We start from the raw sequence: 22,666 nt of genomic DNA on the forward strand, positions 1-22,666 counted from the left end.
TCCCGGCAAGTCAGCGGTGCATGAAATCCGGGCTGCCGAGCGCCATCGGCGCCTGCAGCTCGGGGGTGGCCTCGGCCAGGGCGGCGCGGGTCTTGGCCGAGATGCCGCCGCCCAGCGTCGCCAGCAGCGCGTGGGCATCGACCGTCGGCGTGGGCGCGCCCGGCAGCCGGCCCGAGGCCAGGGCGGTCGCGAAGCCGATGCGGCGGGTGATCGCGTCGGGGTTGAGCCAGGCGTCCCGGGTGTTCTTGTAGCCGTCCGGCGTCGGGCAGCCGTAGAGCGGCATGCCGAGCTGGCGCAGCGTTCCGAGCAGGGGCCGGACATCGCTCAGCGGCCAGTCGGTGGCGCGGACGGTCGAGACCACGTAGTCGTAGGGCGTCTTGAACTTCACGCCGTGGACCTTGGGACTGCGGAACTCGGGGCTGGCGAACAGGGTCTGGAGCAGCGCCTGGATGTCGCCGCCGCTCGCCAGGTAGCGCCGGGCGAGCCGGTCGACCAGCGCCGCGGGCGGCTGGTCGGCGACGAAGTACTGCGCCAGCTGGTCGCTCACGTGGCGCGCGGTGGCCGGGTGCATCGCCAGCAGGTCCAGCGCCCGCTCGCCTTCGGCCTGGCCCTGGTCGCCGATCCGCTGCCCGAGCCAGCGCTTGTCGCCGCGGTCGTGCCGGCGTTCATCGAACACGAAGACCGAGGCGCCGGTGGTCAGGCGCGGCGCGAAGGTCCACCCGGTCAGCATGCGGGCCAGCTCGGTCACGTCCTGCTGGGTGTAGCCGCCATCGACGCCCAGCGTGTGCAGCTCCATGAGTTCACGGGCGTAGTTCTCGTTCAGGCCGCTGGCCCTGGCGGCCGGGCCGGCGCCGCGCGGCGGCTGCGAGCCGGCGGCCACGGACTGCCAGTTGTCCAGGTAGAACAGCATCGCCGGGTGATGGGCCGTGGCCCCCAGCAGGTCGCGGAAGCGGCCCATCGCGAAGGGCCGGATCGCCTCCCGCTCGTAGTTGCCGACCAGCACCCGGTCCAGCCCCTTGCCGGCGAAGACGTTGAAGTGGTTGAACCAGAAGTCCACCATGCGCTCCTCGAGCTGGCGCGGACTGCGCGCCGCCCGCCAGAGGCGCGCCTGGCCCGACTCGATGTCGAGCTTGCGGAGGGCCTGGCGTCGCGCCGCCTGGGCCTCGGCGCCGCCGTCCTTGACCGCTTGCGCCGCCTCGCGGTACTGCGTGATCAGCTCGCGCTGCGACGCCGCGGCCGTCGGCAGGGCGGCGAGCTGCTGCACGAGATCGGCCGGCAGCGGCAGGCGCTCGGGGTGCAGCTGTTCGTCGATGTAGCGATCGATGCCGACCTGCCGCACATGCGCCAGGTCGCCGGGTGCGGGGCCGTAGCCCAGGCGGTTCAGCACATGGAGCGCGTCGGCCTCGGAGGCAGGCTGTGCCTGCGCGGGCAGCACGGCGAAGGCCGCGCAGGCCAGGACCCAGGCGAGGACGCGAGCTTTCATGGGCAACTCCTGCCACGGCGGTGGCGCAAGGCGACACCTCCACAACGCCGCGCCGGCGAACACGGCCGACCCGGCCCGGCAAAGATCGACGGGCCGACCGGCGGCGTCAGCCGGCCGCCGCCGGCCGGGCGCGCGCCAGGGTCCGGCCGACCTCGGCCGGGTCCATGCCGTACATCTCGGCGAACTCCGCCACCGTGCGGCCGCTGGCCTCGAAGGCACGCAGCAAGGCCTCGCGCTTGGCGGTGCGGGCACCGACCTCGACGAAGGCCTCGTCGAGCACGGCGTTGGTGACTTCGTCCTGCGTGCGCACGGCCAGCACGTAGTCCTCGCGCGACAGGCCCGAGGCCTCGATGGCCTCGACCAGGCGCGCGCGCAGCTTCGGCCGCAGGTCTTCGGCGGTGCGCGCCTGGCGGCGCTTGAAGACTTCGAGGATCGCGTGGTGCACGTGCTCGGGGGCCACGGGCTCGACCGGCACGCCGTTCAGGTCGTGGCGCTGCTCGCCGGCGGCCACCGCATCGAGGTAGCGGGTCGAGCGCGCATGCAGTCCGAGCGCGATCTTGAGGTCTTCCTTCTTGAACGCGTCGGGGTGCAGGGCCAGCAGCTCCTGGTAGACGCCGAGCTTGAGCGGCCGGAAGCGGGCCCCGAACATCTTGGGATAGAGCTCGAACAGGCGCTCCAGCACCGCGTTGGCCTTGCGCGGCGGGCGCTGGCCGCCCTTGGCCTCGGGGCCGGCCTTCGGCGCGGCATCGGCGGACGGGGCCTCGGGCCGGGGCTTGCGCCGCCCGCGGCGGCCTTCCCTGGCGGCGGCGGGTGCAACGGGCGCCTCGGGGGTCGCGGGTGCGGAAACGGTCTCTGTCGTCGGGGTCATCGGAATCTTGGGGTCAGCGAAGCGAGGGGGCACGGAGGCCCCGGAATGGCACCTACTGTAATCGTGTCGCGACCCGAGGTCCCGCGCCCCTCAGTCCGGCCGCCGGGCGGCCTCGGCCTCGGCCCGCAGCCAGCGCACGAAATCCTGCGCATCCGGGTTGGCCGCCGCGCGGCGCGAGCTGTCGACGAAATAGCCGCGGCGCGAGGCCGCACCTTCGCCGAAGGGCGACACCAGCTGGCCGCTGCGCAGCAGCGCGTCCAGCAGCGGCAGCCGGCCGATCACCACGCCCTGGCCCGCCACCGCCGCGGCGACCGCGTCGGTGTAGAGCGTGAAGCGCAGCGTGTTCTCCATGCGCAGGTCGTTCAGGCCCATGACCTGCAGCCAGGGCTCCCAGTCGACGGTGGGCGTGCTGGCGTGGCCGGGCTCGTCGATCGTGAGCAGGGTCTGGCCCAGCAGGTCGGCCGGTTCGTGCAGCCGCGCCGCGATCTCCGGCGCGCACAGCGGCATGACGGTTTCCTCGAACAGCGCCACCCCGGTGCCGCGCGCGATGGGCACGAAGCGCACCGCGACGTCGACCCGGCTGCGCTCGAGGTCGAGCACGTCGAGCGTGGCCGACAGCCGCACGTCGACCTCGGGATGGTCGGCCGTGAAGCGCGCCAGCCGCGGGATCAGCCAGAAGGAGGCAAAGCCCGGCGTGGTCGTGACCGCCACATGGCGCGGCAGCGGCGCGCTGCGCAGGCGCGCCGTGGCATCGCGCAGCCGCTCCAGGCTCTCGACCACCGCGCGCTGCAGCACGGTCCCGGCCTCGGTCAGCGCCAGCGCCCGATGGCGGCGCTCGAACAGCAGCACGCCCAGCGCGGCCTCGAGTTGCTGGATCTGCCGGCTCACCGCCGACTGGGTCAGGAACAGCTCGGCCGCGGCCTGCGTGAAGCTCAGGCAGCGGGCCGCGGCCTCGAAGCTGCGCAGCAGTTCGAGGGGCGGCAGGTCGGCTGCCGATGCGGCGTTTTTCGCATTCTCAGGAAGCATGCAACGAGTTCCGAAAGACCGTATGAAACAGTGAGCCTTGCTCACTATATTCATTCCCATAGCGAATGCAAAGGAGCTCTTCATGGACCCCCGCACCCAACGCCTGAGCCTCAGCCTGCCGAAGATGGCCGTTTTCACCCTGCCCGACGCCCACGAAGTCGACATCGAATGCACTCGCGGCGCGGTCTGGATCACGCTCGACCACGACCGGCGCGACATCGTGCTGGAGCCCGGCGAGCGCTTCCGCAGCGACTCGCACCGCCGCGCGCTGGTGGCGGCGCTCGAACCGTCCTGCGTGCGCTTCAGCGCCGCCGCGCTCTCGGTCGCCGCCAAGCCGGCGCCGGCCGCGCGGTCGCCTTGGCGACCGTGGTTCAACGGGATGACCCCGGCTTGACCCAGCGGCCCGGGCGTTGAACCATCGACGCTCCGGGCCAGGAAGGGCGCATCCCGCCGTCCGCTCCGGGGCCCATTTCTCGGATGAAGGACACACCATGGCAGAGGCATACATCGTGGCCACCGCGCGCACCGCGGGCGGCCGTCGCGGCGGCAGGTTGTCGGGCTGGCACCCGGTCGACCTGGCGGCGCAGGTCATCGACGCGCTGGTGGCGCGCAGCGGCATCGACCCGGCCGCCGTGGAGGACGTCATCCTCGGCTGCGTGAGCCAGGTCGGCGAGCAGGCCACCAACGTCGCGCGCAACGCGGTGCTGGCCTCGAAGCTGCCCGAATCGGTGCCCGGCACCTCGGTCGACCGCCAGTGCGGCTCGTCCCAGCAGGCGCTGCACTTCGCGGCCCAGGCCGTGATGTCGGGCAGCATGGACGCGGTGATCGCGGCCGGCGTCGAGAGCATGACGCGGGTGCCGATGTTCACCCCCAACGCGCTGCCGGCCAAGGCCGGCCTCGGCACCTACATGAGTCCGGCGATGCAGCGGCGCTACCCCGGCGTCGAATTCAGCCAGTTCACCGGCGCCGAGATGATCGCGAAGAACTACGGCCTGACCAAGGACATGCTCGACCGCTACGCCTTCGAGAGCCACCGGCGCGCGATCGCCGCCACGCGCGAGCAGCTGTTTGCCGACGAGATCGTTCCGGTCGAGGTGCGGCTGGCCGACGGCACGGCCAGCGGCGAGCTGCACCAGGTCGACGAGGGCATCCGCTTCGAGGCCACGCTGGAAGGCATTGCCGGCGTCAAGCTGATCGCCGAGGGCGGGCGCTGCACCGCCGCCACCGCGAGCCAGATCTGCGACGGCGCCAGCGGCGTGCTGGTGGTCAACGAGCGCGGCCTGAAGGCGCTGGGCGTGAAGCCGCTGGCGCGCATCCACCACATGAGCGTGATGGGCCACGACCCGGTGATCATGCTCGAGGCCCCGATCCCGGCCACCGCGCGGGCGCTGGCCAAGGCCGGCATGAAGATCGACGACATCGACCTCTACGAAGTCAACGAGGCCTTTGCGCCGGTGCCGCTGGCCTGGCTGCAGAAGCTGGGCGCCGACCCGGCCCGGCTCAACGTCAACGGCGGCGCGATCGCGCTCGGCCATCCGCTCGGCGCCTCGGGCACCAAGCTGATGACCACGCTGGTGAACGCGCTCGGCCAGCGCGGCAAGCGCTACGGGCTGCAGACCATGTGCGAGGGCGGCGGCATGGCCAACGTCACGATCGTGGAGCGGCTCTGACATGGAGCCGGTTCTCTACGAGCTCGACGAAGGCATCGCGACGATCACGCTCAACCTGCCGTCCAAGCTCAATCCGATCGCGCTCGACCTGCAGCAGGCGCTGCGCGAATGCTTCGCGCGGGTGCGCAGCGACAGCCAGGTGCGCGCCGTGCTGCTGACCGGTGCCGGCAAGGCCTTCTGCGTCGGCGCCGACCTGAGCGCGATGCGGCCACCGGAAGACGGCAAGACCCTGGGCGACCAGACCGCCGACTGGATGCAGGCCATGAGCAACCCGCTGATCCAGGAGCTGCGCGAGCTCCCGGTGCCGGTGGTCTGCGCGGTCAACGGCCCGGCCGCCGGCGCCGGCGTCGGCCTGGCGCTGGCCTGCGACATCGTGGTGGCGGCGCGCAGCGCCTACTTCTACCTGCCCTTCCTGCCCAAGCTCGGCATCGTGCCCGACCTCGGCTGCACCTGGTTCATTCCGCGCCGGGTCGGCCCGGCGCGGGCGATGGGCATGGCGCTGCTCGACGAGAAGCTCGACGCCGAAACGGCGGCGCAATGGGGCCTGATCTGGGCCGCCATCGACGATGGCCCGCTGCTGCTCGAGGCCCTCCGGATCGCGCAGCGGCTGGCGCGGCTGCCGGTGCATGCGGTGCACGAGGCGCGGCGCGCCATCGAGCGCTCCGAGCGCCACACGCTGTCCGAGCAGCTGCACTACGAGAGCGAGCGCCAGCGCGAGCTGATCGAGCAGCCGAGCTTCGCCGAAGGCGTGATGGCCTTCCTGCAGAAGCGCGCACCGGTCTTTCCACCCCGCGCGACGCCATGATCGAACGCACTTTGTTCAACGCCGACCACGAGGCTTTCCGCGACTCGTTCCGCCGCTTCATGGACAAGGAGATCGCTCCTTTCCACGAAGCCTGGGAAGACCAGGGCTACGTGGCGCGCGAGGTCTGGAACAAGGCCGGCGAGAACGGCTTCCTGTGCATGTCGCTGCCCGAGGCATACGGCGGCTCGGGCGCCGACCTGCTCTATTCGGTGATCCAGTTCGAGGAGCTCTGGGCCCGCGGCTTCACCGGCATCGGCTACGGGCTGCACAGCGAGATCGTCGCGCCCTACATCCTGCGCTACGGCACCGAGGCGCAGAAAAACCACTACCTGCCGAAGCTCGCGAGCGGCGAGATGATCGGCGCCATCGCGATGAGCGAGCCGGCCGCGGGCAGCGACCTGCAGGCGGTGCGCTCGACCGCGCTCAAGCAAGCCGACGGCAGCTATTTGCTCAACGGCAGCAAGACCTTCATCACCAACGGCTGGCACGCCGACCTGGTGATCGTGGTCGCCAAGACCGACCCGGCCGGCGGCGCCAAGGGCACCAGCCTGTTCCTGGTCGAGCGCGGCATGCCGGGCTTCGAGAAGGGCAAGCGGCTCAAGAAGCTGGGCCTGAAGGCGCAGGACACCTCCGAGCTGTTCTTCGACGGCGTGCGGCTGCCGCCCGAGGCGCTGCTGGGCGGCGCGGCGCAGGAGAACCGCGGCTTCGTCTGCCTGATGGAGCAGCTGCCCTGGGAGCGGCTGCAGATCGCGATCAGCGCGGTGGCGGCGTCGCAGGCGGCGATCGACCAGACCGTGGCCTACGTGAAGGAGCGCAAGGTGTTCGGCCAGCCCGTGGGCGCCTACCAGAACACCCGCTACACCCTGGCCGAACTGCAGACCGAGGTGCAGGTGGCGCGGGTCTTCGTCGACAAGTGCATCGAGCTGCTGCTGGCCGAGAAGCTCGACACCGCGACCGCCAGCATGGCCAAGTACTGGACCAGCGACCTGCAGTGCAAGGTGATGGACGAATGCGTTCAGCTGCACGGCGGCTACGGCTTCATGTGGGAGTACCCGGTGACGCGCGCCTACGCCGATGCCCGGGTGCAGCGCATCTACGGCGGCACCAACGAGATCATGAAGGAAGTGATCACGCGCGCGATGGGCCTGCCGGGCCGCTGAGCCGCTGAGCCGCTGAGCTGAGCCGGCCACTGGCGCCCGGCGGGGGGCTGCGGGACAATGCCGCCATGCCCCTCCTCAACGCCTTCTACGCCCAGTCCGGCGGCGTCACCTCCGTGATCAACGCCTCGGCCTGTGGCGTGATCGAGACGGCGCGCCGGCATCCCGATCGCATCGGCCATGTCTACGCCGGCCGCAACGGCATCCTCGGTGCGCTCACCGAAGACCTGATCGACACCGGCCGCGAATCGGCCGAGGCGATCGCGGCGCTGCGCAGCACGCCCAGCGGCGCCTTCGGTTCCTGCCGCTACAAGCTCAAGTCGCTCGACAAGAACCGGCGCGAATACGAGCGCCTGGTCGAGGTCTTCAAGGCCCACGGCATCGGCTATTTCTTCTACAACGGCGGCGGGGATTCGGCCGACACCTGCTTCAAGCTGAGCCAGCTGTCGCAGTCGCTGGGCTACCCGCTGCAGGCGATCCACGTGCCCAAGACCATCGACAACGACCTGCCGCTGACCGATTGCTGCCCGGGCTTCGGTTCGGTCGCCAAGTACGTGGCGGTGTCGACACTCGAAGCCTCGATGGACGTGCGTTCGATGGCCGCGACCTCGACCAAGGTCTTCGTGATCGAGGTCATGGGCCGCCACGCCGGCTGGATCGCCGCGGCCGGCGGACTGGTGGCCGACCAGGGCATCCCGGTCGTGATTCTGTTCCCGGAGGTTCCCTTCGACCAGCCGGCCTTCCTGGCCCGCGTCGACGCACTGGTCAAGTACCACGGCTACTGCACGGTGGTGGTGTCCGAAGGCTGCCACCACCCTGACGGCACTTTCCTTGCCGAGCAGGGCACCAAGGATGCCTTCGGCCATGCGCAGCTCGGCGGTGCCGCCCCGGTGGTGGCGCAGATGGTCAAGGAGGCCCTTGGCCACAAGTTCCACTGGGCCGTCGCCGACTACCTGCAGCGCGCGGCGCGGCACATCGCCTCGGCCACCGACGTCAAGCAGGCCTATGAACTCGGCCAGCGCGCGGTCGAGTTGGCGCTTGCGGGACAGAACTCGGTGATGCCGACCATCGAGCGCACTTCCGACGTCCCCTACGACTACCGGCTCGGCACGGCATCGCTCGATGCGGTGGCCAATGCCGAGAAGTTCATGCCGCGCGATTTCATCTCGGACGACGGCTGGGGCATCACCGAGAAATGCCGGCGCTACCTGCTGCCGCTGATCCAGGGCGAGGACTACCCGGCCTACCGCAACGGGCTGCCGGTCTACGTGACGCTGGAGAACGTCGCGGTGCCGAAGAAGCTGCCGCCGTTCGAGGTCGCTGGATGAACACGGCTCAGCGCCCCGATCCGTCGCGCTGTCCCCTGTGCGGCGAGTCGAACCGCTGCGCGCTGGAGATCGAGCGCGAGACCGGCCAGGCGCAGCCGCCCTGCTGGTGTATGGCGGTCGATTTCAGCGCCGACCTGCTGGCGCGCGTGCCTGAAGGGCAGCGCCGCCTGGCCTGCATCTGCGCGCGCTGCGCCGCGCAGGAAGCGCTTCAGCCCTGAGCCGCCGGCGGCTCTTCCTTAGCCGCCATCGTGGGCAGCCCACCGCGCTCGCGCTGCTCGGTGATCACCTGGTGGATGAACTGCAGCTTGCCGACCGCCGCCCGCGGCAGCACGAAAGGGTAGTAGTCGGGCTGCCCCATGCTGCGCGACAGCTCGTTGAGCACGTTGGTGAGCCGCACCCAGCCATTGAGGAAATCGAGAAAGCGGCCGGCTTCGGCGTGCTCCGGCTGCCAGAGGTCTGCGAGTTCGAAGAGGTCGCTCGCGAGTTCGACGTTCTGCGCATCGACGCCGAAGCTCAACGCGGTGTCGGCGGTGTCCGCCATGTGCAGGTAGTGGGCCCAGGTCTCGGCCCAGTCCTCCCACGGGTGCGAACTCGCGTAGCTGGTCACGAAGCGATCGGCCCAGTCGGGCGGCGGGCCGTTGTCGTAGTGCTTGCGCAAGGCCGCGGCGTAGTCGTCGCGCTCGTCGCCGAACAGTTGGCGGAAGCCGTCGACCCACGGCGTCGGCGCCACCAGCAGGTCCCAGTAGTAGTGGCCGATTTCGTGGCGGAAGTGGCCCAGCAGGGTGCGGTAGGGCTCGCGCATCTCGGCCCGGATGCGCTCGCGCACGGCATCCTCGGCTTCCTCCGCGTTCAGCGTGATGACGCCCATCTCGTGGCCGGTCATGACGTGCGGCCCGCCCGGCACGTGGCTCAGGAAGTCGAAGGCCAGGCCGTGCCCCGGGTCGCTCAGCCGCGTGACCACCGGCAGGCCGAGCGCGAGCAGCTGCGAGATCAGCCGCCGCTTGGCCAGCTCGAGGCTCAGCCAGAGCTGGCCATTGCTCTCCACCGACAGGTCGGGGATGGTGCGCGTCACGCTGCATGCCAGGCACAACCCCGGCACCAGGCCCTCGGTATGGAAGGACGGGTCGTCGCCTTCGCGCGGCGCCGGCACCATCCAGTTGCAGGCGGCCGGCGTCATGAGGTTGGCACAACGCCGGTAGGCCTTGCCGTGGCCGTCGCCGAAGACCGTGAAGGTGTCGGCCTCGGCGCCCTCGAAGCCGGCCGGGGCGAGCGGCACCACGCCGAGCCGCTCGACCACGTAGCCGAGCGGCGTCAGGCAGGCCAGGCACTGGCTGTTGCGCAGGAACACCGGGCGGCCGCACTGGCACTGGTAGGCCCGGCTCAGGGTCGGCGCCTGCAGCTCGGACGCCAGCGAGCCGCCGGTGTCGGCGGCGGCGCTGTCGGCTTCGAGCGGATCGGCGGCGTCGGCGTCGGGACTGTTGTTCTGGTTCTGGGATTGCGCTTGCATGGCGGTCTGGATCGCGTGCGGGACAGCGAATGATTGTGGCGGCGCGCATCCGGACGCGGAGCGGTGCAAACGCCGATATCCTTGTAGGACGGCCGAGCGCGGCAATTTCCCTCCCGATGAACAATCCTCCCCCGCAGTCCCTGAGCAGCCGCTACGGCGAGCGCTACCGCTGGCTGCTGCTCCTGTCGGTCATGGTCGGCGTGATGGCGTCGATCATGTCGTCGACCATCGTCAACGTCGCCATCCCCGGCATGAGCCACCATTTCTCGCTCGGCCAGGAGCGCGCCCAGTGGGTCAGCTCGGGCTTCATGGTGGCGATGACGGTGTCGATGCTGACCACGCCCTGGCTGCTGTCGCGCTACGGCTACCGGCGCACCTACGTCGGCACCATGGTGCTGCTGCTGGCCGGCGGGCTCGCGGGCGGGCTGGCGAGCGACTTCACGCTGGTGCTGATCGCGCGCGTGGCCGAAGGGCTGGCGGCGGGCGTGGTGCAGCCGATCCCGGCGATCATCATCCTGCGCGCCTTCCAGCCTCACGAGCAAGGGCGCGCCAGCGGCATCTTCGGCATGGGCGTGGTGCTGGCGCCGGCCATCGGGCCGAGCATCGGCGGGGTGCTGGTCGATCTGTTCGGCTGGCGCTCGATCTTCTTCATGGTGGTGCCCTTCTGCCTGGCGTCGATCTGGCTGGCCTACAAGTTCGTGCCGACCACCGCGCCGGGCGGCGTGGTCGCGGCGCGCAGCGACGGTCTCGACTGGCGCGGCCTGGCGCTCGGCACGGTCGGCACCCTCTGCCTGCTGAACGGCCTGGTCGCGCTGCGCGGCGATTCGGCTCTGCACGCGACGCTGCTGCTGGCCGGCGCCGGCATCGCCTTCGGCGCCTTCGTGGCCTGGCAGAAGCGCCTGGCCGCGAACGGCGGCGCGCCGTTGATGAACCTGGCGCTGTTCCAGTACCGCCAGTTCGCGATGGGCAGCGTGGTGGCCTTCATCTACGGCACGGCGCTGTTCGGCTCGACCTACCTGCTGCCGGTCTACATGCAGGTCGGGCTGCAGCTGTCGGCCTCGCACGTGGGCACCATCCTGCTGCCGGCCGGCATCGTGCTGGCGATCACCATCGCCGGCGTCGGCCGGCTGGCCGACCGGCATCCGACCTGGCTGCTGGTGTGCACCGGGCTGCTGCTGCTGGCCGCCTCCTTCGCGCTGATGGTGCTGCTGAAGCTCGACAGCGCGCTGTGGCTGCTGGTGGCCTTCGCCGTCATCGGGCGCATCGGGCTCGGCTTCATCCTGCCCTCGCTCAACCTGGGCTCGATGCGGCCGCTGGCCAAGCCGCTCATTCCGCAGGGCGCCAGCGCGATCAACTTCCTGCGCATGCTGGGCGGCGCCGCCGGCGTGAGCCTGTGCGCCATCGTGCTCGAATGGCGGCTGGCGGCGCATGGCGACTCGCTGGCCAACCCCGCGACCAGCCCGGCGCGGCTGGCGGCCTTCGACGAGGTGTTCCTCATGCTGGCGGGCCTGTGCGCGCTGGCGATCGTCGCCGCCTGGCAGCTGCGCGTGAAGGCGCCGGGGCCGGCCTCGGTGCCGGAGCATTGACCCCGTTTCAGTTCTAATAGCCGCCATGTGCCAGCTGCTCGGAATGAACTGCAACACGCCGACCGACGTGACCTTCAGCTTCACGGGCTTCGCCCAGCGCGGCGGCCGCACCGACCACCACGCCGACGGCTGGGGCATCGCCTTCTTCGAGGACCGGGGGCTGCGGCATTTCGTCGACCATCAGCCGGCCTGCGAATCGCCGGTGGCCGAGCTGATCCGCCGTTACCCGATCCAGAGCCGCAACGTCATCGCCCACATCCGCAAGGCGACGCAGGGCGCGGTCAACCTGCAGAACTGCCACCCGTTCGTGCGCGAGCTGTGGGGCCGCTACTGGGTGTTCGCGCACAACGGCGACCTGAAGGACTTCCGACCCCGGCTGCACGGCAACTTCCATCCTGTCGGCAGCACCGACAGCGAACACGCGTTCTGCTGGATCATGCAGGAGCTGGCCAAGTCGCATGCCGGCGTGCCGAGCGTCGACGAACTGACGCTGACCCTGCGCGAACTCGCGCCGCGGCTGGCCGCCCACGGCACCTTCAACTTCATGCTGTCGAACGGCCAGGCGCTGTGGGCGCATGCCTCGACCCACCTCTGGTACGTCGAGCGCCGGCACCCGTTCCTGACGGCCGAGCTGTCCGACGAAGACCTCAGCATCGACTTCGCCCAGCACACCACGCCGAACGACCGCGTCGCGGTGGTGGTGACGGCGCCGCTCACGACCAACGAGCCATGGACGGCGTTCGCGCCCCGGGAGCTGGCGGTGTTCGTGGATGGGCGGCGCTGCAGCTGAGGTTCCGCGGAGGCGAACTGACGCCTCAAAACAACGTTGACGCCGATTTTGGCGACCCTGGGCCTGGACACAATCCCTCGACAAAGATAATAACGGTTCTCATTTGTATTCAAAGGGCCGTTTCATGTCCTCCGTCCGTTTCTCCTTGCGCCCTGTCGCGCTCGCCAGCGCGCTCGCCCTCCACTCGCTGGGAGCCCTCGCCCAGGCCGCCGCCGAAGCGCCCGCCGCCCAAGGCGGCACCCTGGCCACCGTGACGGTCGAAGCCAGCGCCGACGCTTCCGCCGCCGGGCTCACCAAGCCCTTCGCCGGCGGCCAGGTGGCGCGCGGCGGCCGGGTCGGCGTGCTGGGCACCCAGGACCTCATGGACACGCCGTTCTCGATCACGTCCTACACCAACGAGCTGATCCAGGACCAGCAGGCGCAGAGCGTGGCCGACGTGCTGCTCAACAACCCGTCCATCCGCCAGGCCCGCGGCTTCGGCAACTTCCAGGAGCTGTACGTGGTGCGCGGCTTCCCCGTGTTTTCCGACGACATCGCCTACAACGGGCTCTACGGCATGCTGCCGCGCCAGTACATCGCCTCCGAGTTCTTCGAGCGGGTCGAGGTGCTGCTGGGCGCCAATGCCTTCCTGAACGGCGCGGCACCGGGCGGCAGCGGCCTGGGCGGCGCCATCAACCTGCTGCCCAAGCGGGCGCCCGGCGAGCCGCTGAGCCGCGTCGGCCTCGGCGTGCAGAGCGGCGGCGAGGGCTCGGCCTCGGTCGACCTGGCGCGCCGCTTCGGCCCCGACCAGAGCACCGGCATCCGGCTCAATGCGGTGCGCCGCGACGGCGGCACCGGCGTCGACGACGAGAAGCGCGAACTGAGCGCGGTCGGCGTCGGCTTCGACTGGCGCAACCGCAACGTGCGGCTGTCGGCCGACGTCGGCTACCAGGACCACAAGCTGACCGAAGGCCGCCCGAGCGTGACGCCGGGCTTCGGGCTGCCGATCCCGACGCCGCCCGACGCCAAGGCCAACTTCGCCCAGCCCTGGACCTACTCGAAGGAACGCGACACCTTCGGCACCGTGCGCGGCGAGGTCGACTTCAACGACAGCGTGACCGGCTGGGTCGCCGGCGGCCTGCGCGACGGCAAGGAGTCGAATTCGCTGTCGAACCCGATGCTGACCAATGTCTTCGGCGCCACCATCGGCAACCGCTTCGACAACGAGCGCGAAGACAAGGTCTCGACCGGCGAGATCGGCGTGCGCGGCAAGTTCGCGACCGGCCCGGTCGGCCACACGGTGATCGCTTCGGCCACTGCCTACGACAACGAACAGCGCAATGCCTATGCGATCTCGGGCAGCACGCTGGTCAGCAGCATCTACACGCCGGTGGCGTCGCTGCCGCCGCTGGCGAACCTTTTCACCGGCGGGGTGCTGAGCAACCCGCAGGTGACGGACAAGACCAAGACCTCCAGCTACGCGGTCGCCGACACGATGGCCTTCGCGCAGGACACGGTGCTCCTGACCCTGGGGGCGCGCCGCCAGACCATCGAGCAGACCGGCTTCAACTACGACTCGGGCCTGGAAACCAGCCACTACGACGAGAGCAAGACCACGCCGGTGGCCGGCATCGTCTTCAAGGCGAGCAAGAACGTCTCGCTCTACGGCAACTACATCGAAGGCCTGGTCAAGGGCGACGTCGCGCCGGCCTTCACCTCCACCGGGCAGCCGGTGCTCAATGCCGGCCAGGTGTTCGCACCCTACGTCTCGAAGCAGAAGGAGATCGGTGCCAAGTACGAGAGCGACGGCGGCATCGGCGCGACCGTGGCCCTGTTCGAGACCACCAAGCCGCTGGCCTTCGTGCAGAACGGGATCTACGGCAACAACGGCGAGCAGCGCAATCGCGGCTTCGAGCTGGCGGTGTTCGGCGAGCCGGTGCGCGGCCTGCGCGTGCTGGGCGGCCTGACCCTGCTCGATGCCGAGCAGGCGCGCACCGAGGGCGGCCTGACCGACGGCAAGGACGTGATCGGCGTGCCGCGCCAGCAGTTCAACATCGGCGCCGAATGGGACATCCCCGGCGTGCGCGGGCTGGCGGTCAACGCCCGCTTCCTCTACACCGCCAAGCAGTACGCCGATGCCGCCAACACCCAGCAGCTGCCGGACTGGAACCGCTTCGACCTCGGCGCGCGCTACCTGATGGAGATCGGCAACGGCCGGCTGCTGACCTTGCGCGCGCGCGTCGACAACCTGTTCAACAAGTCGTACTGGGCCTCGGCCGGCGGCTTTCCGGGCTCGAACTACCTCGTGATGGGCGCGCCGCGCACCTTCGTGCTGAACGCCAGCGTCGACTTCTAGGCGTCGACCCTCATCGCCCGACCTCGGCCTCCAGCGCATCGATGAACATCGCCGGCACGTCGAAGCCGGTCTGCTCGGTGATCTCCTGGAAGCAGGTCGGGCTGGTGACGTTGATCTCGGTCACATAGTCGCCGATCACGTCGAGGCCGATCAGGAGCAGACCGCGCGGCGCCAGCGCGCGGCCCACGGCCTCGGCGATCTCGCGGTTCTTCGGCGTCAGCGGCTGCGCCACGCCCTTGCCGCCGGCCGCCAGGTTGCCGCGCACCTCGGTGCCCTGCGGGATGCGGGCCAGCACGAAGGGCACCGGCTCGCCGCCGATGATCAGGATGCGCTTGTCGCCGGCCGCGATCTCGGGCACGAAGCGCTGCACCATGAGCGTCTCTGCGCCGTTCTTGTTGAGGGTCTCGGTGATCGAGCCCAGGTTGAGCGCGTCTTCGCGGACCCGGAAGATGCCCATGCCGCCCATGCCGTCGAGCGGCTTCAGGATGATGTCCTTGTGCTCGGCGTGGAAGGCGCGCACCGCCGCCGGGTCGCGCGTGACCAGGGTCGGGCTGGTGAACTGCTGGAACTCCATCACCGCCAGCTTCTCGGGGTGCTCGCGCAGCGCCGCCGGCTTGTTGACCACCTTCGCGCCTTCGCGCTCGGCCTGGCCCAGCAGGTGGGTGGCGTAGATGTACTCGGCGTCGAAGGGCGGGTCCTTGCGCATCAGGACCGCATCGAAGCCGTGCAGCGGCGCCTGGCGGCGCGGCGTTTCGGTGAACCAGTCGTCGCCGTTGCCGGTGAGCGTGATGTCGCGCACGCCGGCCGTCACCGGCTGTCCGGTCTGCCAGCCGAGGTCGCGCGGCTCGCAGGCCGAGATGCCATGGCCGCGGCGCTGGGCCTCGCGCATCATCGAGAAGGTGGTGTCCTTGTAGATCTTGAAATGCTCGAGCGGGTCGGCGACGAAGAGGATGTTCACGGGCTGTTCTTTCCAATAGCGGCTTTGGCGTCCTGCTTGATCTTGCACGCAGGCGCGATGTCCTTGCCCGGCGCGGCCTTCTGGCGGCCGAGCTGCTGGATGCCCAGCGCCAGCGCGCCGGCCACCACGCCCCAGAAGGCCGAGCCGATGCCCGCCAGCGTGACGCCCGAGAGCGTGACCAGGAAGGTGATCAGCGCCGCCTCGCGGTGCGTCTCGTCGCGCACGGCGGCGGCCAGGCCGCTGCCGATGGTGCCGAGCAGGGCCAGGCCGGCGATGGTGGCGACGAGTTCCTTCGGGAAGGCGGTCAGCAGCCCCGTGACGGCCGCCCCGAACACGCCGATGACGATGTAGATCGCGCCGCAGCTGACCGCCGCCGTGTAGCGCCGCGCCGGGTCTTCGTGCGCTTCGCGGCCCATGCAGATCGCGGCGGTGATGGCGCTCAGGTTCAGCGCGAAGGCGCCGAAAGGCGCCAGCACCAGCGTGAACAGGCCGCTGATGGTGATCAGCTTCGACACCGGCATGTCATAGCCCGCGGCCCGGATCGCCGCCACGCCGGGCAGATTCTGCGAGGCCATCGTGACGACGAACAGCGGCAGCGCCAGGCTGACCACCGCCTGCCAGCTGAAGACCGGCATCGTGAACACCGGCAGCGCCAGGCTGAAATGCACGGCGCTCCAGGCCAGTTGGCCGCGCGCGGCGGCGAAGGCGATGCCCACGCCCAGGGTCAGCGGCACCGCATAGCGCGGCAGCAACCGCCTGGCCACCAGGTAGGCGCCCAGCATCAGCAGCACCAGCGGCAGCGCGGTCTGGGCGGCAATGAAGGCCTGCAGGCCGAATCGCGCCAGCACGCCGGCCAGCAGCGCCGAGGCCAGTGCCATCGGGATCTTGTTCATCACGCGCTCGAACCAGCCGGTGGCGCCGGCCAGCGCCATCAGCAGCGCGCAGACGATGAAGGCGCCGACCGCCTCGTTCATGCCGTAGCCGGCGCCGGCGACCGCCAGCACGGCGGCACCGGGCGTGCTCCAGGCGATCATCACCGGCTGGCGCCACCACAGTGAGGGCAGCACCGAGGCCAGGCCCATGCCGATGCCCAGCGCCCACATCCAGGAGGACACCATCGCGGGCGTGGCGCCGAAGGCCTGGGCGGCCTGGAACACGATCGCCACCGAACTCGTGAAGCCCACCAGCACGGCGACGAAACCGGCGGTGAAGGCCGAGAGGCTCAAGTCCTTGAAGAATCGCATCGCCGACGAACCGCGCCTAGATCTCGATCTTGGAGCCGAGTTCGACCACCGCGTTGTTCGGCAGGCCGAGGAAGTCGGCTGCCCCGCTGGCGTTGTGGTGCATCTGCGCGAACAGCTTCTCGCGCCAGGGCGCCATGCCGCTGCCCAGCGTCGGGATCACGACGTCGCGCGACAGGAAGTAGCTGGTCGCCATCTGCTCCAGCTGGCAGCCGCGCATCTTCGCGTGCTCGAGCGCCCGCGGCAGGTCGATTTCATTCTTGAAGCCGTAGTGCACCACCACCTGCCAGCAATGATGGCCCAGCGGCTCCATCTCGATGCGCTTGTCCATCGGGATCCAGGGCACCTCGTGGTTGCGCACCGTGACGAACAGGTTCTGGTCGTGCAGCACCTTGTTGTGCTTGAGGTTGTGCAGCAGCGCATTCGGCACCACGCCCGGCTCGGCCGTCATGAAGACCGCGGTGCCGTCGACCCGCGCCGGCGGGCTCACGAAGACCGAGTCGAGGAAGCCGCGCAGGTCGATGGCCTCGGCGAGCTGGGTCTCGCCCATCAGCCGGCGCCCTTCCTTCCAGGTCAGCATCAGCATGAAGATCGAGCCGCCGATCAGCAGCGGGAACCAGCCGCCGTCGAACAGCTTGAGCAGGTTCGAGGCGAAGAACAGGAAGTCGACCACGAAGAAGGCGCCGGTGGCCGCGATGCACAGGAAGAGCGGGTACTTCCAGGCATAGCGGATCACGAAGAAGGTCAGCACCGTGGTGATCAGCATGTCGGTGGTGACGGCGATGCCGTAGGCCGCCGCCAGGTTGCTCGACGAGCGGAACATCACGACCGCCAGCACGATCGCCACGAACAGCCCCCAGTTGACGAAGGGGATGTAGATCTGGCCCGCGGTGCGCACGCTGGTGTGCTCGATGTTCATGCGCGGCAGGAAGCCGAGCTGGATCACCTGGCGCGTGACGCTGAAGGCGCCGGTGATCAGCGCCTGCGAGGCGATCACGGTGGCGGCCGTGGCCAGCAGCACCAGCGGCAGCAGGGCCCACTCGGGCGCCATCATGAAGAACGGGTTCTTCACGGCCAGCGGGTTCTCCAGCAGCAGCGCGCCCTGGCCGAAGTAGTTGAGCGTCAGCGCCGGCATGACGACCGAGAACCAGGCGATGCGGATCGGCTTCTTGCCGAAGTGGCCGAGGTCGGCATAGAGCGCCTCGGCGCCGGTCACGCACAGCACGGTGGCACCCAGAATGATGAAGCTGGTGCCCGGGTTCTCCCACATGAAGCGCAGCGCGTAGAACGGGCTCATCGCCTTGAGGATCTCGGGATGGGTGAGGATCTGCGACACGCCGAGCACCGCGATGGCGAAGAACCAGGCCAGCGTGATCGGGCCGAAGAAGCGGCCGATGCCCGCCGTGCCGTGCTTCTGCAGCGCGAACAGGCAGAACAGCACCACCAGCGTGATCGGGATCACGTAGTGCCTGAACTGCGGCGACACCACCTCCAGGCCCTCGACCGCCGACAGCACCGAGATCGCCGGCGTGATGACGCCGTCGCCATAGAACAGCGAGGTGCCGAAGATGCCGACCACCAGCAGCACCTGGCGCAGCCGCGGCTTGTCGACCACCGCCTGGGAGGCCAGCGCCAGCATCGCGACCAGGCCGCCCTCGCCTTCGTTGTCGGCCCGCAGCACCAGCACCACGTACTTCAGCGAGACGATCACCGTCAGCGTCCAGAAGAACATCGACAGGATGCCGTAGACGTTGTCGATCGTGAAGGGCACGTGGCCGTGGCCGAACACCTCCTTGACCGCATACAGGACGCTCGTGCCGATGTCGCCGTAGACGACACCGATGGCCGCGAGGATCAGCGCAGCGGAGGAGGATTTAGGGGCGGACACGGAAAGGCTGCAAAGGGTCGGCGGCCTGCAGCACGCCACGAGGCGCTGGGGCGGCCCGTTTCGGCCGCTGCATCGGCTCCCACCCTCGTCGACGTTGTTATGGGGTGGCTATTTTGCCGCCGCCGCGACGGTCTGCAAGTTGCAATGCCAAATCATTCATAGACTTCGGCATCCGGGTCGGTCGCCTCCAGCTCGTAGCTCGCGGCCACCATCGCCAGCCGGCCGATCACGCCGTACATGTAGAAGCGGTTGGGCGCGCTGGCGCCCGGCTTGGCGCCCGGCTGTGGTAAGTGCGCACTTTCAGAGAATGCCAGCGGCACGAAGCTGGCGCCCGGCAGGTTCAGGTTCTCGTCCGGGGCGCGCTCGGCGTGCACCCGGTAGAAGCCGCCCACCACGTAGCGGTCCATCATGTAGACCACCGGCTCGGCGACGCCGTTGTGGACCCGCTCGTTGGTCAGCACGCCCTCCTGGACGATCAGGTCGCAGGGCTCCTGCCCTTCCTTGGCGGCGCCGGCCTTGCTGGCCCGCGGCCGGCGCACCAGGGCCTCGATCTCCTTGGCGTCGCGCACCGTCATGACGCCCAGGCCCGGGCTGCCGTTGTCGGTCTTGACCACCACGAAGGGCTTCTCGTTGATGCCGTATTCCTTGTACTTGCGGCGCACCTTGGTGAGCAGGGCGTCGACGTGGCTGGTCAGGACGTCGATGCCCTGGCCGGTCGCGAAGCTGACCTCGGCCGCCTTGGCGTACATCGGGTTGATCAGCCAGGGGTCGATGCCCAGCAGCTTGCCGAAGCGCTTGGACACCTCTTCGTAGCTGTGGAAGTGGTTGCTCTTGCGGCGCACCGACCAGCCGGCATGCAGCGGCGGCAGCAGGTACTGCTCGTGCAGGTCCTCGAGGATGCCCGGCGTGCCGGCCGACAGGTCGGTGTTGAGCAGGATGGTGCAGGGGTCGAAGTGCTTGAGCCCCAGGCGCCGCTTGCTGCGCGCCACCGGCTCCAGGCAGACCGTCTCGCCATTGGGCAGCGCGATCTTCTTCGGCGACTTGATCGCCGGATCGATCGAGCCCACCCGCACGTTGAGGCCGGCCATGTGGAAGATCCGAACCAGCTGGGCCACGTTGGCCAGGTAGAAGGTGTTGCGCGAGTGGTTCTCGGGGATCACCAGCAGGTTGCGCGCCTCGGGGCAGATCTTCTCGATGGCGGCCTGCGCCGCCTGCACCGCCAGCGGCAGCATCTCGGGCGTGAGGTTGTTCCAGCCGCCCGGATAGAGGTTGGTGTCGACCGGCGCCAGCTTGAAGCCGGCGTTGCGGATGTCGACCGAGCTGTAGAACGGCGGCGTGTGCTCCATCCATTCGAGCCGGAACCAGCGCTCGATGGCGGGCGTCGAGTCGAGCACGCGCTGCTCGAGTTCGTTGATCGGGCCGGTCAGGGCGGTGACGAGATGGGGGACCATGCGGCGGCCTTGTTTGATTTGTGCCTGAGCTAGAGCGGGGATTGTAGATTTGGGGGCGAACGCCCCCATGACAAGCGTCCGCAGGCCGCTCCAGCGCGGCCGGGCCGCGTGCTCAACTGCGCACTTCGCCTTGTCCGAGGACGACGTACTTCAGCGAGGTCAGACCCTCGATGCCGACCGGCCCGCGGGCGTGGAACTTGTCGGTGCTGATGCCGATCTCGGCGCCCAGGCCGAACTCGAAGCCGTCGGCGAAACGGGTGCTGGCGTTGACCATCACGCTGGCCGAGTCGACCTCGCGCAGGAAGCGCTGGGCGTTCATGTGGTCGCGGGTGACGATGGCGTCCGTGTGGTGGCTCGAGTAGCGGTTGATGTGCGCGATGGCCTCGTCCACCCCCTCGACCACCTTGATGCTGATGACCGCCGCCAGGTATTCCTCCGACCAGTCCGATTCGGCGGCGTCGACCACCTTGTCGGCCGGCAGGTGCGCGCCCTCGGCGCGCAGGATCTGCGCCGCCACCGGGTCGCAGCGCATCTCGACGCCCTTGGCGGCGAAGATCGCGCCGATCTCGGGCAGGAAGGTCTCGGCGATCGAGGAGGCCACCAGCAGGCCTTCGGCAGCGTTGCAGGGGCTGTATTTCTGGGTCTTGGCGTTGTCGACGATCTTCAGCGCCATGTCGAGCTCGGCCGTGTGGTCGACATAGACATGGCAGTTGCCGTCGAGGTGCTTGATCACCGGCACCCGGGCGTCGCGGCTGATGCGCTCGATCAGGCCCTTGCCGCCGCGCGGGATGATGACGTCGACGAACTGCGGCATCGCGATCAGCTGGCCCACGGCTTCGCGGTCGGTGGTGCCGACCAGTTGCACGGCGTCGACCGGCAGGCCAGCCTCTTCGAGCGACTCGGCCACCAGCCGGGCCAGCGCCTTGTTCGACTCGATCGCCTCCGAGCCGCCGCGCAGGATCGCCGCGTTGCCGCTCTTGATCGCCAGGCTGGCGGCCTCGATGGTCACGTTGGGCCGGCTCTCGTAGATCATGCCGAAGACCCCGATCGGCACCCGCATCTGGCCGACCCGGATGCCGCTGGGCTGCTGCCGCATGCCGATGACCTCGCCGATCACGTCGGACATCGCGGCCAGCTGCTCGCAGCCCTGGGCGACGGTCTCGATGGCCTTGGGCGTCAGCTTCAGGCGATCGACCATCGGCGCCGACAGGCCGGCGCCTTCGGCCCGCGCCAGGTCCTTGGCATTGGCTTCGGCCAGGGGCGCGGCCGCGGCGCGCAGGCGGCGCGCCAGGGCCTTCAGGGCCTTGTTCTTGGTGGCGGCATCCGCCCGTGCCATCAGGGCCGAAGCGAGCTTGGCCTGCAACCCGAGCGTCTGGACGTACTCGGCGACATTCAACGTATTCATCCCCGGATTGTGCCGCGACGGCCAAAGGCGGCGCGCGCCAAGGGACAGTCGCGCACCATTCTTGTGCGCCGCCGGCCCGTCGCCCCTCGGTCAGCGGGCCCGGGGTGCCGATGCGGCGGGCCCGCAGGCCCGGCACAGCATCAGGGCCAGCCGCTGCAGCGCCTGCCAGCCGTTGGCCGGCCAGTCGGGCTGCTTGAGGCCCTTGACGATGCCGTCGACCACGTGCGCGGCGCGCAGCATGCGCGCCAACGCCCGGTCGTCCAGCCGCGGCAGCACCCGCTCGAAGGCCCGCTCGCGCGGGCCCCAGATGCGGTTCTCGCGCAGCGCCATCGGCAGCGGCCGTCCGGCCGCCATCGCGTCCCTGACCCGCTTCAGCGCCCGGATATCCTCGGACAGCGTGTAGTGCACCAGCACCTCGGCCTCGCCTTCGGCCTGCAGGCCGTCGAGCATGCGCGCCACGCGCTGCGGGTTGCCGGCCAGCACCGCCTCCGACAGCTTGAAGACGTCGTAGCGCGCGACGTTGTTGACCGCGCCTTCGACCTGCTCCCAGCCGAGTTCGCCTTCGGGATGCAGCAGCGCGAGCTTCTGGATTTCTTGATGGGCGGCGAGCAGGTTGCCCTCGACCCGGTCGGCGAAGAACTGCAGCGTGCGCTGGCCCTCCTCGCCGGCCTTCACGCGCTGGCCCTGCAGCGCCAGCCGCTGGGCGATCCACTGCGGCAGCGCGGCGCGCTCGACGGTGTCGACCTGCAGGCTGACGCCATGGTTCTCGAGCGCGGCGAACCAGCCTGCGCTGCGGGTCGCCTTGTCGAGCCGGGGCAGCAGCACCAGCGTCAGGGTGCTGTCGTTGCCGGCCGCGGCCTCGGCGATCTGCTGCAGCGCGGCGCTGCCGTCCTTGCCGGGCTTGCCCGACGGGATCCGGATCTCGACGATCTGCTTGTCCGCGAACAGGCTCAGCGAGCCGCCCGCCGCCAGCACCGCGCCCCAGTCGAAATGGGCCCCGGCCACGGTGTAGGCGCTGCGCTCGGTGTAGCCCTGGGTGCGCGCCGCGGCGCGGATCGCATCGGCCGCCTCCTGCGCCAGCAACGGCTCGTCGCCGTGGATGGCGTAGAGCGGCGCCACCCGCTTCGCGAGGTGGGTGGCGAGCTGGGCAGCCGCGAGTTGCACGGTG

Annotated in this window: 19 protein-coding genes; 9 read left to right on the top strand and 10 right to left on the bottom strand. The window is 69.8% G+C overall.

The window, feature by feature from the left end; all coding sequences use genetic code 11:
• Window positions 1–10: 10 nt before the first annotated feature.
• The 3 genes from QTI33_RS30750 to QTI33_RS30760 form a co-directional block, all read right to left on the bottom strand.
• A complete protein-coding gene (locus QTI33_RS30750; RefSeq protein WP_286510361.1) occupies window positions 11–1,483 on the bottom strand; it encodes a DUF1800 domain-containing protein in 1,473 nt (490 codons plus the stop codon).
• 106 nt (window positions 1,484–1,589) lie between these two features.
• Window positions 1,590–2,351, bottom strand: coding sequence for a ProQ/FINO family protein (locus QTI33_RS30755; RefSeq protein WP_286510362.1), 762 nt, complete (start codon window positions 2,349–2,351; stop codon window positions 1,590–1,592).
• 90 nt (window positions 2,352–2,441) lie between these two features.
• Window positions 2,442–3,377: a LysR substrate-binding domain-containing protein gene (locus QTI33_RS30760; protein WP_286510363.1), complete on the bottom strand. Its 936-nt coding sequence runs from the start codon at window positions 3,375–3,377 to the stop codon at window positions 2,442–2,444.
• 82 nt (window positions 3,378–3,459) lie between these two features.
• Between QTI33_RS30760 and QTI33_RS30765 the strand changes: the two genes are divergently transcribed.
• The 6 genes from QTI33_RS30765 (at window position 3,460) to QTI33_RS30790 (ending at window position 8,555) form a co-directional block, all read left to right on the top strand.
• Window positions 3,460–3,771 carry a DUF2917 domain-containing protein gene (locus tag QTI33_RS30765; RefSeq protein ID WP_286510364.1) on the top strand — a complete coding sequence of 104 codons (312 nt, stop codon included), beginning with the start codon at window positions 3,460–3,462 and terminating at the stop codon, window positions 3,769–3,771.
• A gap of 97 nt (window positions 3,772–3,868) precedes the next feature.
• Complete coding sequence (locus QTI33_RS30770) at window positions 3,869–5,047, top strand: acetyl-CoA C-acetyltransferase (protein ID WP_286510365.1); 1,179 nt, start codon at window positions 3,869–3,871, stop codon at window positions 5,045–5,047.
• Window position 5,048: 1 nt separating this feature from the next.
• Complete coding sequence (locus QTI33_RS30775; protein ID WP_286510366.1) at window positions 5,049–5,852, top strand: enoyl-CoA hydratase-related protein; 804 nt, start codon at window positions 5,049–5,051, stop codon at window positions 5,850–5,852.
• Window positions 5,849–7,012, top strand: a complete 1,164-nt coding sequence (locus QTI33_RS30780; protein WP_286510367.1) for an acyl-CoA dehydrogenase family protein — start codon at window positions 5,849–5,851, stop codon at window positions 7,010–7,012. The genes QTI33_RS30775 and QTI33_RS30780 overlap by 4 nt, the downstream gene beginning before the upstream one ends.
• A gap of 65 nt (window positions 7,013–7,077) precedes the next feature.
• A complete protein-coding gene (locus tag QTI33_RS30785) occupies window positions 7,078–8,337 on the top strand; it encodes a 6-phosphofructokinase (RefSeq protein WP_286510368.1) in 1,260 nt (419 codons plus the stop codon).
• Window positions 8,334–8,555 carry a cysteine-rich CWC family protein gene (locus QTI33_RS30790; RefSeq protein ID WP_286510369.1) on the top strand — a complete coding sequence of 74 codons (222 nt, stop codon included), beginning with the start codon at window positions 8,334–8,336 and terminating at the stop codon, window positions 8,553–8,555. Before QTI33_RS30785 ends, QTI33_RS30790 begins: the two co-directional genes overlap by 4 nt.
• Here the strand turns inward: QTI33_RS30790 and QTI33_RS30795 are convergent.
• Window positions 8,546–9,844, bottom strand: a complete 1,299-nt coding sequence (locus QTI33_RS30795) for a zinc-binding metallopeptidase family protein (RefSeq protein WP_286510370.1) — start codon at window positions 9,842–9,844, stop codon at window positions 8,546–8,548. The genes QTI33_RS30790 and QTI33_RS30795 overlap by 10 nt on opposite strands.
• Before the next feature lie 116 nt (window positions 9,845–9,960).
• Here QTI33_RS30795 and QTI33_RS30800 point away from each other — a divergent pair, with 116 nt between their 5' ends.
• The 3 genes from QTI33_RS30800 (at window position 9,961) to QTI33_RS30810 (ending at window position 14,555) form a co-directional block, all read left to right on the top strand.
• The gene (locus tag QTI33_RS30800; RefSeq protein WP_286510371.1) at window positions 9,961–11,430 is read left to right on the top strand and encodes an MFS transporter; all 1,470 of its coding nucleotides are present in this window, start codon (window positions 9,961–9,963) and stop codon (window positions 11,428–11,430) included.
• Between the two features lie 25 nt (window positions 11,431–11,455).
• A complete protein-coding gene (locus tag QTI33_RS30805) occupies window positions 11,456–12,220 on the top strand; it encodes a class II glutamine amidotransferase (protein WP_286510372.1) in 765 nt (254 codons plus the stop codon).
• A 124-nt stretch (window positions 12,221–12,344) separates the two neighbouring features.
• Window positions 12,345–14,555, top strand: coding sequence for a TonB-dependent receptor (locus QTI33_RS30810; protein ID WP_286510373.1), 2,211 nt, complete (start codon window positions 12,345–12,347; stop codon window positions 14,553–14,555).
• Window positions 14,556–14,565: 10 nt separating this feature from the next.
• Here QTI33_RS30810 and gshB read toward each other — a convergent pair whose 3' ends face one another.
• The 6 genes from gshB to holA form a co-directional block, all read right to left on the bottom strand.
• The gene (gshB, locus tag QTI33_RS30815) at window positions 14,566–15,513 is read right to left on the bottom strand and encodes a glutathione synthase (protein ID WP_286510374.1); all 948 of its coding nucleotides are present in this window, start codon (window positions 15,511–15,513) and stop codon (window positions 14,566–14,568) included.
• A complete protein-coding gene (locus tag QTI33_RS30820) occupies window positions 15,510–16,757 on the bottom strand; it encodes a benzoate/H(+) symporter BenE family transporter (RefSeq protein ID WP_286510375.1) in 1,248 nt (415 codons plus the stop codon). Before QTI33_RS30820 ends, gshB begins: the two co-directional genes overlap by 4 nt.
• A 16-nt stretch (window positions 16,758–16,773) precedes the next feature.
• Window positions 16,774–18,642: a potassium transporter Kup gene (locus tag QTI33_RS30825; RefSeq protein ID WP_286510376.1), complete on the bottom strand. Its 1,869-nt coding sequence runs from the start codon at window positions 18,640–18,642 to the stop codon at window positions 16,774–16,776.
• A gap of 152 nt (window positions 18,643–18,794) precedes the next feature.
• Window positions 18,795–20,093: a glutamate--cysteine ligase gene (gshA, locus tag QTI33_RS30830; protein ID WP_286510377.1), complete on the bottom strand. Its 1,299-nt coding sequence runs from the start codon at window positions 20,091–20,093 to the stop codon at window positions 18,795–18,797.
• 112 nt (window positions 20,094–20,205) lie between these two features.
• Window positions 20,206–21,498: a glutamate-5-semialdehyde dehydrogenase gene (locus tag QTI33_RS30835; RefSeq protein ID WP_286510378.1), complete on the bottom strand. Its 1,293-nt coding sequence runs from the start codon at window positions 21,496–21,498 to the stop codon at window positions 20,206–20,208.
• A gap of 90 nt (window positions 21,499–21,588) precedes the next feature.
• On the bottom strand, window positions 21,589–22,662 hold the full coding sequence (gene holA / locus QTI33_RS30840) for a DNA polymerase III subunit delta (RefSeq protein ID WP_286510379.1): 1,074 nt from the start codon (window positions 22,660–22,662) through the stop codon (window positions 21,589–21,591).
• Between the last annotated feature and the right edge of the window lie 4 nt (window positions 22,663–22,666).

Source organism: Variovorax davisae (genome assembly GCF_030316845.1).
Classification (GTDB): Bacteria; Pseudomonadota; Gammaproteobacteria; order Burkholderiales; family Burkholderiaceae_C; genus Variovorax; species Variovorax davisae.

Bases quoted from the DNA above. Each gene is read 5' to 3' on its own strand.
- QTI33_RS30750 (WP_286510361.1), bottom strand. From the start codon at position 1,483: ATGAAAGCTCGCGTCCTCGCCTGGGTCCTGGCCTGCGCGGCCTTCGCC.
- QTI33_RS30755 (WP_286510362.1), bottom strand. From the start codon at position 2,351: ATGACCCCGACGACAGAGACCGTTTCCGCACCCGCGACCCCCGAGGCG.
- QTI33_RS30760 (WP_286510363.1), bottom strand. From the start codon at position 3,377: ATGCTTCCTGAGAATGCGAAAAACGCCGCATCGGCAGCCGACCTGCCG.
- QTI33_RS30765 (WP_286510364.1), top strand. From the start codon at position 3,460: ATGGACCCCCGCACCCAACGCCTGAGCCTCAGCCTGCCGAAGATGGCC.
- QTI33_RS30770 (WP_286510365.1), top strand. From the start codon at position 3,869: ATGGCAGAGGCATACATCGTGGCCACCGCGCGCACCGCGGGCGGCCGT.
- QTI33_RS30775 (WP_286510366.1), top strand. From the start codon at position 5,049: ATGGAGCCGGTTCTCTACGAGCTCGACGAAGGCATCGCGACGATCACG.
- QTI33_RS30780 (WP_286510367.1), top strand. From the start codon at position 5,849: ATGATCGAACGCACTTTGTTCAACGCCGACCACGAGGCTTTCCGCGAC.
- QTI33_RS30785 (WP_286510368.1), top strand. From the start codon at position 7,078: ATGCCCCTCCTCAACGCCTTCTACGCCCAGTCCGGCGGCGTCACCTCC.
- QTI33_RS30790 (WP_286510369.1), top strand. From the start codon at position 8,334: ATGAACACGGCTCAGCGCCCCGATCCGTCGCGCTGTCCCCTGTGCGGC.
- QTI33_RS30795 (WP_286510370.1), bottom strand. From the start codon at position 9,844: ATGCAAGCGCAATCCCAGAACCAGAACAACAGTCCCGACGCCGACGCC.
- QTI33_RS30800 (WP_286510371.1), top strand. From the start codon at position 9,961: ATGAACAATCCTCCCCCGCAGTCCCTGAGCAGCCGCTACGGCGAGCGC.
- QTI33_RS30805 (WP_286510372.1), top strand. From the start codon at position 11,456: ATGTGCCAGCTGCTCGGAATGAACTGCAACACGCCGACCGACGTGACC.
- QTI33_RS30810 (WP_286510373.1), top strand. From the start codon at position 12,345: ATGTCCTCCGTCCGTTTCTCCTTGCGCCCTGTCGCGCTCGCCAGCGCG.
- QTI33_RS30820 (WP_286510375.1), bottom strand. From the start codon at position 16,757: ATGCGATTCTTCAAGGACTTGAGCCTCTCGGCCTTCACCGCCGGTTTC.
- gshA (WP_286510377.1), bottom strand. From the start codon at position 20,093: ATGGTCCCCCATCTCGTCACCGCCCTGACCGGCCCGATCAACGAACTC.
- QTI33_RS30835 (WP_286510378.1), bottom strand. From the start codon at position 21,498: ATGAATACGTTGAATGTCGCCGAGTACGTCCAGACGCTCGGGTTGCAG.